This window comes from Mucilaginibacter sp. P1_A3 (assembly GCF_056406855.1).
On sequence record NZ_JBFTZJ010000014.1, the window covers coordinates 1 to 12,733 of the forward strand.

Below are 12,733 nucleotides of genomic sequence, written 5' to 3' on the forward strand. Positions count from 1 at the left end.
GGCCGGCGACTACCATATTTGGGACCGCGCTTGCCCGGAAGCAGGTCAAGCTCATTACCCGATTGTTTAAATAAATTGTAATACTTTAAGAAACTTCGGGGATCAGTATCATGTGCTGAATAGAAATCCTTGGCAAACCTAAAAATGGAGTGCTCTCCGCGTTTTACCTGCTCATATTCTGTAATTAGAAAACGATACTTATTCAGGTAGTTCCGCTTTAATGTAAGGTCATTGTTAATGTTTCGCATARCATTTAGCTTTATTCCTTAAAGCTAATTCTGTTACCGAATTAGTTGACCTTTACAATTGCGAGGTACGAAGCAATCTCTAAGCTGTACAGAGGAGAAATGCAAGTTCGACCTGCCTATGGAGAGATTGCTTCGTACCTCGCAATGACGTGTTTTATATTTCATGATACCCTTAAACGCAAAAAAGGTCAAAACCATAACAGTTTTGACCTTTGAATTTTAACTTTTGATTTCCTTTAGTATTGCCAAAGGTTAAGTTCCCAATCCATAAGCGTTTTCTTCACCTTTTCAGATTCGTAAAGCTTATCTATACCCTGGGCATAATCTTTAATACGTTCGTCTTTATCGTTGCTTTGTTTAACAATGTAACTGGCAAATATTCTTTTCATGAAAACATCATCAAAACTTAAACCAGATCCGTCGTTGCTTCGGCTTACCACCTCTTTAGTAGCTAATATTGGGCGGGCTTCGGGGAAGTAGATCCAGAAAGCGGGCTGATAATCAACCGCATCACCAGCAACACCTAATCCTTTTGGCTTAATAAGCGGAGCGATACCAATAATGCGCGGTTCAAATATAGAGCGTTGCTTGTCAAACACCCAATCTTCCTTAATGCGGAACTTTAAAACACTATCCGGGTTAAATTCACCGGCCACCATTGTTGATGAAATTACGTTGTTATCCTTATCCCGTTTTTCAACCACGCTGCTATCTGATGATAAACGGCCGCGGGCCTGGGCACTTGTTAAAGGCGTGCTAAAGCTATCGCCGTTCACATCATCCTTTTTACCAGGTGTTGGATCATACGCTGTTAATTCACCTGCAGCTATCGCATCCAGCAAAACATCAATCAAGCGGCGTTTTGGTGATGCCAGGTAAGTATTCATTTTATCACGAACATCAATTTCGCGCCATACCCTTTTTGCAAAGGCAACATCACTTTCGCGAAGGTTAGGGTAAGGCGTTACCCTGGCATTTAAAATATTGTTCTTTTTAAAATACCCGTCAAGTGGCCTTTCAAAAGGCTTCATTGGCTTTTTGTGAGTTGTATCAACGGGTGCTCCAGCCTGGCTTACTACGCTGTTTTGCTGTGGTTTTACCTGTTGTTGTGTAGTACCGGCTGTTTTTTTTGCCGGAGCGCGTTTAGCGCGCTTTTTTGTTTGCCCGTAAGAAGCAACACAGGCTAAACAAAGTACAACTACCAAAATTCTCTTTTTCATACGCGTTTAATTTGCGGATAATACAATTGGATCAAGTGACCGTGGTGACCTGTCTGGACCTACTGCAACAATATCCTTAAATATAACAGTAGTTCCGGGCGTTACGGTGTTTAATGCCGAACGCATAGCACCTGTAAGTTCTGCACCACTTCCTGAATATATAATGGCATCCTGGCGTGGCTTTACAACCAACAGCGTAAAATGCGTTACATTAAATTTAGCATCAAAATCAAACCCATCTAACTGGGCAAACAACCTGTCCTGGGCACGAATATTGGCCGAGCTGGTATTGCCGCCGCTTTTACCGGCAAACTGTGGTTTAGGATCAGGGATACGTTTAATACGAAACTCTGTTGCACCTAATACCATCCCTTTTTCGCCGGTAACAGTAATGTGCGCTTTGCCTATAGCGCTTACAGAAGCGGTATAATGCCCCGCTGAACCGCTTATAGAACCACCGCTCATGTTTACTCCTAAACTTGCTGTGGGTACACCTGGCGCCGATACTGATACCGGGTTGGGTACGCCTATATATAATACGTTCATTTTATCGGGCGATACTACTGCAGATGGTTTTGCAACCATGTAAGTAGTATTTATCTGGTATGTTTTAGGCGCGCCGCCGTCAACAGACTTTACCGATAATGACCCGGTTACTGTGTGCAGGCCTTCGCCGCTTGCTGTAACCGTGTAGGTACCTACACCATCTTTTGTTGGCACAGACGAACCGCCAATAGTAATAGTAGGGTTTGAATGTGAATCATAAGCAGTTAAATAAATATCCGCTTTGTATTGCTGGCCTGCTAAAACATAACTGCTTGGCGCAACCGCTACCGCTTTAAATGCATTAAGCGTCACCTCTGCCTGGTCTATTTTACTATATAATTTTTTAACAACTTCGTTCTCGGCATTCTTGTTATCAGCCTCTATTTTTGCCAGTGTGGTTAAGGTAGCTCCCAATGGGATACCTTCGCCAAAGTAGGCATTTTGCCAGGTTTTTGATTGAATTCCCGGGCGCTTTGGCGGAGCGTCAGCGTTCAAAGAAAAATTAACACCTGCGCCATCCTTACCCAGTAACTGTAATAATTTAGCCTTTGTTGCTTCAATCTTTTCTTTTAAAACATCGGCTCTTTTACCGTTGATCATCACTTCTGATGATATATCTAAATTTTCCCTTGCAGCAACATCATCAATCTCCAGATTAATGCCTCCGCCTTCCTTTATCAAGGTTTTTTTTAATTCTTCGATGTAGCTGCCCAGATCATCAGTCACCTTTTTTGCCTCATTAGCTGCAGCCAGGTACTTAGCCTTATCGGGCTGGGCCTTTACTTTGGTTGCAATGGCACCGTAAGTAGCTTGCAGGCTGTTGTCAACATTTTTTGTTGACGCATCTAAACTCCTCGTAATATTTTTAAAAGCATCCAGCAGATTTTCGGGCACGTTCAGGGCAATTAAGCCTAAAAGCACCAGGTATAAAATACCTATCATCCGCTGTCTTGGGGTTTCCTTACCTCCGGCCATGTATTATAAATCTTAGCTTGTAAAAAATCTATTTATTATTAGTTAACACGTGGCTGTGGTTCATAGCTGTAAGCATATTACCATAGATAGCATTTAATGCGCCAAGGTTTTTAGCTAAACGGCCAACCTCATCTTTAAACTGTTTTGAATCATCCAATGATTCGTTAAAGTTGTTCATGGTTAATGACAGGTTTTGGTAAAACTTGTTCATTGATTTTAAATGCGCGCTTGAATCCTGTAACTCCAGTTCGTAAACCGCGTTTAATGAACCTAAGTTTTTAGCAAGCTTGTTAATTTGTTCATGGTAGGCTTTTGCGTCAACATTTGAATTGGCCAGCTCAGATAAATTTGCTGATGCCTTATCAAATGAAACACTTAAGTTATCATAACTGGCAGTAGCAGCTTTTATTTTAGAAGTAAAAGCAATGGTAGCTTCGCCTGCATCGGTAACCCTTGATATAGCGGCTACTTTATCACCAAATGTTCTTAATCCGTCGCCTAAGCTACGAACCAGCTCGGGGCCTATCTTGGCATCATCAAGCATTTTATCCAATGCAGCAGTACTGCTTGATCCTGCACCAATAACTGCCGGACGTGATGATGATTTCGGCAATTCGCCCTCAAAGCTTTCACTAAGTTCGGGGTAAACACGTACCCAGTCAACCTCTTTATCCTCGCGCTGTAAACCCAGTATAAAGAAAAGCACAGCCTCGGTACCTAAACCTGCGGTAATGAATTCTGACGCGAATTTCCAGTGTTGTATTTTAAATAACAAACCGATGATAACTACCGTTGCACCAATTGAAATAATGTTTCCTATTCCGAATGGTTTTTTCTTTCCAGCTCCTGCCATAATAATCAGAAATAACTTTGTTTGAAGTTTAGTTTAAATTGTTTAGTTTATCGTTTGTCTTTGATATCCCGGCCCAGGTAGCTTGTTACACAGCGGAAACCGATATATGATTTTGCTGTATCCTGGTATTCGTAGGTACGGGTTGCATTTTGCAAAAAGTAACCGATATCTTTCCATGATCCGCCGCGCACTACTTTACGTTTAAGCACTTCGGGATCAGTAGATTTTGCCTCTACGGCAAATGTTGGCGCCAAGTCATGCACAAATGTTGAGGCCGACTCATCAAAGGCTGATGATGTCCATTCTGCCACGTTACCGGCCATATTGTACAAGCCAAAATCATTAGGGAAGTATGAGCGAACATTTACTGTATAGGCACCACCATCATCTGTATAGTTACCGCGGCCCGGTTTAAAGTTGGCCAGTAAACATCCTTTAGCATTTTTTATATAAGGGCCACCCCATGGGTAATCATTGCCTATACGGCCACCGCGGGCTGCATATTCAAACTCCGCTTCGGTAGGCAATCTGTAATCGGCGCGGTGTGGTAAGTGCCTCTGATCTTTATAAGCTTCGTTATAACGTGTACGCCATACGGTAAAAGCGCGCGCCTGCCTCCAGGTTACGCCAACTACCGGGTAGTTACGGAAAGCCGGATGCGAAAAATATCCCTCAACCATTGGCTCGTTGGCAGCGTATGAAAAATCGCTAAGCCAAACCAAAGTATCCGGATAAACATTTACTGTATCGCGCAAAATGAAATCAGAACGTCTTGATTTAGGATCGTTCCTGTGGTTGGCGGCATCGCGCAGAACCATTAGCGCGTAATTATATTTCAGGATACGTACATCAAGCTCATCACGATCAAACACGCGGTCTTCATTCTGGTAATACATACCCTGAAGTTTTGACTTGTTACTTGCCGCTCCTTTTTTATTGTTCCAGATGGGATTCTTTTTTACATAAGCCCAATTGATATATTTTTTACCGCTGGTGTTGGCTGCACCTTTTATTTGCAGGTAATATTTATTATCGTTTACATAGTTGGTGATGGCGATTGAATCACGTACCCAGAATACAAATTTCTTGTATTCACTGTTAGTGATTTCGGTCTGATCCATAAAAAATGGAGCTTCTGTAACCTGTTTTGGCTGAGCTATTTGCCCAAAAGTAACGTCCTGATCGGTTTGCCCCATCATAAATGAACCACCTGGAATATAAACCATGCCGTAAGGCACCTCGGCCTTAAATGACCTTTGTGGTACGCCGGTTAATTCCCCCCTGTCACCGCCGCCGCCGCAACCGCTTAATAATCCACCAGCCAAAACAACTATTAAAAAGTATATCTGCTTCATTTTAAAAATCAAAAATCAGTTATAAAAATATAACATTATGAGACCCCCGAATATATCAAATTTGCGTTACCGCTCCAAAAAACATTTAATTTAAGCAATAAAATGCCCATTAAATGCCGGTGGCATTGTTTCACTAAGATATAATTTTGTAAAAAACAATAAAACAACTAACTACAATAGTGTAAAATTAGTTGTCATTACTACGCTATTATTACAATAAAAGTTGCAATTGAGTTAAATAAATTTCTTTTTTTATTTATTTACTTGCTTGCAATACTGCTCAATGGCCATTGTCATGGATGGAGCAGCCGGGGTTGGGGCCGGAATATCCAGGATCAAACCAGCCTCAAGCACTGCTTTATGAGTTGTTGCTCCAAAAGCAGCTATGCGTGTATTATTTTGTTTAAAATCGGGAAAGTTTTTGTACAGAGATTGTATACTTGATGGACTAAAGAAGGCAATAACATCATAAAACACCTCAGCCAGATCAGAAAGATCGCTGCAAACGGTGCGGAAAAGCACAGCCGGTGTAAAGTTATACCCATTTTCGAGCAGGAATCGTTGCGTTTCTTCGGCCGCTACATCTGAGCATGGATACAGAAATTTTTCAGCGGCATGTTTTTTCAATACCTCGGCCAAATCAGCAGCGGTTTGTTTGCCAAAGAATATTTTACGCTTACGGTATTGAATATATTTTTGCAGGTAAAGCGCAATAGTTTCCGAAAGACAGAAATACTTCATCTCAACAGGCACTTCAAAACGCATTTCTTCGCAAATACGGAAAAAATGATCAGCAGAGTTACGGCTGGTAAAGATGACGGCGGTAAAATCAGCCAGATTAATCTTTTCTTTTCTGAAATCCTTAGCAGGCACACCTTCAACATGAATAAATGATCTGAAATCAATTTTCAGGTTTAGCTTCTTAGCCAACTCAGCGTACGGATTCTTGTCATTCTCAGGCTTTGCTAAAGTAACTAATATACTTTTAACCTTTTTTTTTCTATCTTCCAAGTCAATTATTTTAACTACCTAAATTTTAATTTCCAATGCCTTTATTAAGATTAAAATAGGGCAAATTTCGAGGGCACAAAGATACGTAAATAAATAAAACTTATGAAATCTGAAAGTAGAAATTATATTTACGCTACTTCTGAGGTATTGCCATATAAAAATCACTATGATAACAACGAGTGTAACACTCAGTAATACAGGTATATACTGCACACCAAGCAAACTAAAGCATATTACTACCGGTAAAAAGACAAATGCTATATTAAAATAAGTGAGGTGTAATATATTCAGGTACTCGCTCACCAGTCGGTTCATATCAAACACAAAGCCAAGGAACTTTAATACGATAAATTTCAAGGCAAATAAAGCGATTACAATGATAGTAAGTAACACAAAAAGCCTGCTGCCACTTACCCGGTAATACACCCCTTTGTATGCTGCCAACTGGTATAAAAACAAGCTAAAAGTTGAACAGAACAATAAAAAGAGGCCCAAAAAAGCCCATGAACTTACCAGGGCATCTTCTTTACCTGCCTGCGAAAGTACCCGCTTACTAAAAAACGAATGCAGTACAAAACCCACATCATTATTCAGGGTGATGTTGAGTATAGCTGTATACAATAACATGCCTATAATTAATGCGATAATCCAGGGATCACGTGATGTGCGGGGAATACCATCTTTTACCCTGCCCTTGTTTTGTAAATGGCTATCCAAAAAGCCATACCCCTTATACAAAGCGTGTGCAAATAAGCTATCGGTAAATTCACTGCGGGTACTTGAATCTGGGATGCGGATATAACGCATGTTAATAGAATCGGCCACAAAAAGCTTACGGTTCTGCATGGCATTGGCAACAGAATCAAGCAGGGAATTACCGCCAGCCCTGATATGCCTGTATGCGGGTGCTTCGGCACTTGCCGCGGTAGTATCCTGCTGAGCGAATGCTGCAGAAAAACTCCATAAAATCAACAGAAAGCAGCCAGCAAAAAATCGCATCTAAAAAATCAATCCTTTAAATTCGCTGCAAAATTACAGTAATAATTGATTGTTTTATAATGCCAACAGATTAAAGATTAGGCTATCAAAAATTCAGCATAGGATAGTAGGCATATTTAATTAAAAATTAGCTCAAGCCCCATAACCGTTTAATTTACTACCCCTGTAGCCGCCCAAAAAACAAGGAAACCACCCTTAGCTTTTTTAATCCCAATATAATTCAATACCCTTTTAGGATCGGGGTGAATGTTTAATACATCTATATTATGATGGTTATTTTCTGTCATTACATCATTTTTACCCCATTTGGCAAGGTCATGCAACAGATAACCCTGATTAGGATCACCTGCAGCAATGTCGTTATAATAATCGGGGATCTTAAAAACCTTGATCTCGATACCATCCCAATAGCTCAATTCAACCTCCAATTCTGACGGACCTTCGGCACTGGTGAAGCATAAATAAATGTCACTGTACTTTTTACCGGGTATTTTAAAACCAAATTCTCCCTCGCCTGCAACATAGCGTGCCTGGTAATTAACACTATCCTTATTATCATAGTGCAACAAAATTGGTGGATGCATACTGGTAGTAGCGATAAGCGGATCATCGGGCAAAGCATGCGGACTTTTATCACCATGAAATATGGATGCCGACATGGTGAGATAGCCGTCGCCATCGCCATTACCGTCGATGCCTTTCGTCCAGCTTGTTAATTTGCCGTTTGTAATGGTGGTTACCGGCCGGGCGTTTAACAGGGCATCAATATTAAACTGCACTACCCTGTTGGCCTGCTGAGCATGCGCAGCAATTGAAAGGACTACAAGGGAAACAAACAATGACGCTGGTTTAAGGTTCATACTTTTAATGGTGGATATAAATACAGGAAAGGCAAAACCAGGGAGGTGTTTTATCCAGATCATATTTTTAGCAACTGTTATTGATCAATAAATTTATCACTAATTTTTTTTTACTAACGAATATGTGCCCAAAATTCAAAACATAAAGTAACCAACTTATCCATACTTTTGTATCATTGGGTACAGAGAAATTAAAACTAAAATGCATTGATATTTCTGAGTTAGTTTTGCCGTTATAAGCCAGCAAACGTAACTCAAAACTAAAGTTTTAAAACGGCATTTTTTTTATGCCGAACCTATCAGGCAAGCCCTATCATAGTTGATTGTATAGATTTCAGTATCTTTACACAGGCAAATATGATGTATTGTAAATTACATTAACATGGCAGCAAATAATAAAATCACGGTACTTTATGTAGACGATGAAGAAAACAATCTTTTTTCGTTTAAAGCTACCTTCCGAATGAAATATGAGGTACTAACTGCAATTAGCGCTAAAGATGCTTTAACTGTTTTATCAACAAAACAAGTTCATGTTATACTTAGTGATCAGCGGATGCCGGAGATGACCGGTGTTGAATTCTTTGAGATAATATTAGAGAAATTTCCTGATCCGATGAGGATTCTGCTAACAGGCTATGCAGATATGAGCGCAGTAGTTGATGCTGTTAATAAAGGTAAAATATTTCATTACCTAGATAAACCATGGAACGAAGAGGAATTGGACCAGACAATAAACAGGGCCTATGAAAAATACCTTGAACACGTTCAATTAAAAATAATGAATGAAAAACTGGCAGACTCTAATGAACAATTGGAGTTTTTGCTAAGGCAGAAACTACTTTCGTAATCTCTGTTATTTTTGTTGTAAATACTACCCTAACCGGGTAATTAGCGCCTGTAAATCTGCTTTATAAAGAGGTTTCTCTATCAAACTAACAACAGTTTTATGTGCCATTATCCGGGAAATGTCACTGGCATTCCGGGTACATGACAATACGCATATTTTATATTTATTTCTGATTTCCTGGGGGAGCTTTTCAAATTCTTCCACAAACTGAAAGCCATCCATCACCGGCATTTGTAAATCAAGCAAAATTATTGTTGTAAAACCTCCGCTTATACGGTTTTCACGGATGCTATCCAATCCATGTTGCGCGCTCTGAAAAACATAAACAATTAAATTCTCATCCACCTGCTGTATAACCTTTCGCGCAATGAAACAATCAAGCTCGCTTTCGTCAATAACAATGAATGCCAAATCCATATTAATTATATTGAAGGGATGGTTACTTTAAAAGTTGTTCCTTCGTGCATCACAGAGTTAACTTCTATTTGACCGTTTAATTTCAACAATGCACTTTTTACATTATATAACCCAAAACCCGACCCAACCTCCTGGGAGTTTGCCCGGTAAAAAAGGTTAAATATCTCGCCGATATGGTTTCCTAAAATACCAATACCGGTATCCTTTATAAGAATTGTTGCTACGTTTTTATGCACATCAACAATTATTTCTACTGATTTATCTTTTTTGCTTTTATCCTGGTACTTAAACGCATTTGATAAAAGGTTGTTCAGGATAAGTTTTACCGGCACCCTATCGTTTCTAAAAACCTCGTCCTGGTTAACCGTTATTTTAAAATCTACATTATTTATTTTTGAAAGCACCATATATATGGCTTTCATTTCATCAATAATTTCGTTAAAATCAATCTCTTTTATTTTTAGCTCGCCCCTTTGTAAGCTATAATAATCATGCATACTTATAATGTAAGTATCCAATTTTTTTAATGACTTCTCCATCAGGAACAGCATCTCTTTCATCTCCTCTACATCATCAATTTCGCGTGCTAAATTAATGGCACCCAAAATTCCGGATATAGGCCCCCTGATATCGTGACTTACGCTATAAGCAAACTTATTAAGTTCATTATATGCCTTTTGCAATTCATCATTTTTAATTAATAACATTGAATTGGCCATATAAAACTTATTGGCTTCTTCAATAGCCGAAATGATATCGGCCTCGAGCCATGGCTTCTTTACATATCTAAATATATTACCCTTATTAATGGCATCAATTATGGATTCAATATCTGTATAGGCGGTTAATAAAATACGTACAGGTAAAGGGTAACTGATTCGGATTTCTTCAAAAAACTCAACCCCGCTCTTACCTGGCATCCGCTGGTCGCAAAAAACAACTTTAATATCCGGATGGTTACTTAGATAATTTAATGCCTGTGGTATATTTACAGCGGTAAAAATCTGATATTCAAGCCTTAACGATGCTTTAAAACCTACCAGGTTTTCCTGCTCATCGTCAACATATAGCACTTTTATTTTCTCTGACATTTTCTTAGGTATTAGGTGGCAACAATTGTAATGTGATGCAACCTAAAAATAGGTTATATCATACATTACCAATCCTTTATACATATTTATTTAAAATTATGTTGACTTTAAATTAAATATTATTGGTATTTGCAAAATAAATTCGGTTCCATCGCCCGGTTTACTGTTCACGAATATTTTCCCGTTGTGCTTTTTAACGGTATTATATGCAATAGACATCCCCAGGCCTGTGCCTTCTCCAACTTCTTTTGTTGTAAAAAATGGTTCAAACACCTTTTTTTGCGTTTCAGGCTCCATACCAATTCCATTATCCTTTATCGCTATTATTATATTATCCTTATCGTGGGTTGTTGTGATAACTATTATACCACCCTCCGCATCACCAAAACGCTTCTGCACCGCGTAAATGGCATTTGAGATAATATTTAAAAATACCTGGTTCAGCTTACCGGGGTAACATTCTATAGAAGGTAAATCACCATAAGCTTTAGTTACTACTATTTTTTTAAGCAAATTGTTTGCAATAACCATAGTTGATTCTAAACCTTCGTTAATATTCGCGCTCTTCAGTCCATCTTCATCCAGGCGTGAGAAAATTTTCAGTCCTTTAACAATTTCAGCTGTTCTGCTGGCCCCTTCATTAATCCCTCTTATCAAATGGTTAATTTCAACGGTGAGGTAATCAAAATCCAACTCCTCCTTATATTCCCTGATCTGTTTTTCCTTTTCGGCTACGGACAAGTTGGATACGCCAACATTTTCAATAACGGCCAGGGCATCAAATATCAAACCTATATCCCGTTTTAAAGGCTTAATGTTTGAGGTGACAAAGTTTATGGGGTTATTAATTTCATGCGCTATGCCTGCAGTCAGCTGACCTAATGAGGCCATCTTCTCTGACTCCACCAATTGCGATTGCGCCTGTTTTAAATCTTCAAGCGTTTTGTTCAGCTCCTGGTTTGATGCACTTAACGCAACGGTACGCTCGTTTACCTTTGTTTCCAATAGCACGTTTTGCTCCCTAACAATCCGTTCATTTTCTTTTAAGGCTATTACCGTTTCTTCCTGCGATTTTTCTTTCTCTGCTTTGAAAATGTTTATTTTATCGGCAAGTGCCAGCGAAAGCAGGGTAACTTCAAAGGCTGTACCTGCCTGCATGGTATAGTTTGTAAAATTATTATAAGGCAATACTCCCAAATTACGCAGTACAAATAAGATGATGCCGGTTAAAAACAATGTCCAGGCTAACAAAAAAAACCTTGCCGGCCTGTATCCATCAATAGAAAGTTTAATGATTACTATATATACACTAACCGTTAAGCACAACGCGCAAATATCAATCAACCGGTAGCTAACATGGGCATAACCCAGCAGCCTCACCACAATAGTTGTAGCATATAATATGATTATTGATTTAAGCACACGGCTCATAACAGGCAGCCTTTTCTTGATGCCTAAAAACGATTCGGCAAACAATAAGAGGGAGATACCCGCCATAGCCGGGAATAAAATAATGCCTATACTGAACAAGTATGGAGAATTGGCAAAAATAAACCGGTAAGTATAACCTGATAGTGAGGTTTGAGTAAGCCCTATTAACAACGTATAGGAAACGTAATATAAATAACTGATATCCCTGGTTGAGATAAATACAAAGCAATTGTAAAGCATCATCACCAATAATGTGCCTATAAGCCCTCCCCAAAGCAAATCATGAACAAGTTTTGATTCGGCTATTTTTTGTGGTGTACCAATTACTATTGGCAAAACCATCTGCTCGCCACTCTCCACCTTAAGATAAAAAGTGGCCGTACTATCTTTGGGAAGTTTGATATCGAAAAGAAAATCCTGGTGCTTATACTTTCTTTTTAAAAAGGGATTAGTATCGCTCAGCGTCTCTTTTTCAAAAACACCATTAACAGGATAATAAAATTGGCATAAATCTAATGTGGGATATTCAAGATTAAGAATAAGATCACTTTCTGGGCTTTCATTTTTAATTGTAAACCGCAGCCAAAAAGCCGAATTACTCAACTGCAGGTTAGGGACCTGGGTTTGCGATTGTACAAACCCGGTGGCCGTACGTACTGATTGTATATCAAGCCGTTTAGTAGCATCTTCCAAAACAGCCACGTTTTGACCAATAACTATATTATCACCCTTAAAAAGAATCGCCTTTTGAGCAAACCCTTTTGTTAAACAAAGTATTTGAAGGAATAAAAGGCTTAAATAGATTTTTTTCATATTAACAGGTACGTGACTTACACAATCGCGCTATTGGTTTATGCAGGTTTGTATTTAATACTAA

General features: G+C 39.1%; 12 protein-coding genes. 1 reads left to right on the plus strand and 11 read right to left on the minus strand.

The features are described 5' to 3' along the window. From AC1D0K_RS25915 to AC1D0K_RS25950, 8 genes are all read right to left on the minus strand, one after another. Positions 1-248, minus strand: a 248-nt coding sequence (locus AC1D0K_RS25915; RefSeq protein ID WP_477463120.1) for a hypothetical protein, incomplete at its 3' end; no start/stop codon positions are given. Between the two features lie 236 nt (positions 249-484). Further along, positions 485-1,468 carry a type IX secretion system ring subunit PorN/GldN gene (gene porN, locus AC1D0K_RS25920; RefSeq protein WP_295712563.1) on the minus strand — a complete coding sequence of 328 codons (984 nt, stop codon included), beginning with the start codon at positions 1,466-1,468 and terminating at the stop codon, positions 485-487. Positions 1,469-1,474: 6 nt separating this feature from the next. Beyond that, on the minus strand, positions 1,475-2,989 hold the full coding sequence (gene porM, locus AC1D0K_RS25925; protein ID WP_477398821.1) for a type IX secretion system motor protein PorM/GldM: 1,515 nt from the start codon (positions 2,987-2,989) through the stop codon (positions 1,475-1,477). A gap of 28 nt (positions 2,990-3,017) precedes the next feature. Next, entirely contained in the window at positions 3,018-3,842 is an 825-nt protein-coding gene (porL, locus tag AC1D0K_RS25930; protein ID WP_477398819.1) for a type IX secretion system motor protein PorL/GldL, read from the minus strand. A 47-nt stretch (positions 3,843-3,889) separates the two neighbouring features. Further along, positions 3,890-5,197, minus strand: a complete 1,308-nt coding sequence (gene porK, locus AC1D0K_RS25935; RefSeq protein ID WP_295712571.1) for a T9SS ring complex lipoprotein PorK/GldK — start codon at positions 5,195-5,197, stop codon at positions 3,890-3,892. A gap of 252 nt (positions 5,198-5,449) precedes the next feature. Then, positions 5,450-6,214: a uroporphyrinogen-III synthase gene (locus AC1D0K_RS25940; protein WP_295712777.1), complete on the minus strand. Its 765-nt coding sequence runs from the start codon at positions 6,212-6,214 to the stop codon at positions 5,450-5,452. A gap of 12 nt (positions 6,215-6,226) precedes the next feature. Further along, a complete protein-coding gene (locus tag AC1D0K_RS25945) occupies positions 6,227-7,207 on the minus strand; it encodes a DUF4271 domain-containing protein (RefSeq protein ID WP_295712574.1) in 981 nt (326 codons plus the stop codon). A gap of 149 nt (positions 7,208-7,356) precedes the next feature. Then, positions 7,357-8,130 carry a hypothetical protein gene (locus tag AC1D0K_RS25950; protein WP_477398816.1) on the minus strand — a complete coding sequence of 258 codons (774 nt, stop codon included), beginning with the start codon at positions 8,128-8,130 and terminating at the stop codon, positions 7,357-7,359. Positions 8,131-8,449: 319 nt separating this feature from the next. On the opposite strand from AC1D0K_RS25950, the gene AC1D0K_RS25955 reads away from it, so the two are divergent. Next, positions 8,450-8,917: a response regulator gene (locus AC1D0K_RS25955; RefSeq protein ID WP_295712580.1), complete on the plus strand. Its 468-nt coding sequence runs from the start codon at positions 8,450-8,452 to the stop codon at positions 8,915-8,917. Positions 8,918-8,941: 24 nt separating this feature from the next. On the opposite strand, the gene AC1D0K_RS25960 is transcribed toward AC1D0K_RS25955, so the two are convergent. The 3 genes from AC1D0K_RS25960 to AC1D0K_RS25970 form a co-directional block, all read right to left on the minus strand. Beyond that, on the minus strand, positions 8,942-9,334 hold the full coding sequence (locus AC1D0K_RS25960; RefSeq protein WP_477398813.1) for a response regulator: 393 nt from the start codon (positions 9,332-9,334) through the stop codon (positions 8,942-8,944). 5 nt (positions 9,335-9,339) lie between these two features. Further along, on the minus strand, positions 9,340-10,425 hold the full coding sequence (locus AC1D0K_RS25965; RefSeq protein WP_477398811.1) for a hybrid sensor histidine kinase/response regulator: 1,086 nt from the start codon (positions 10,423-10,425) through the stop codon (positions 9,340-9,342). 96 nt (positions 10,426-10,521) lie between these two features. Continuing rightward, positions 10,522-12,669, minus strand: coding sequence for a sensor histidine kinase (locus tag AC1D0K_RS25970; protein ID WP_477442936.1), 2,148 nt, complete (start codon positions 12,667-12,669; stop codon positions 10,522-10,524). Positions 12,670-12,733: the final 64 nt, after the last annotated feature.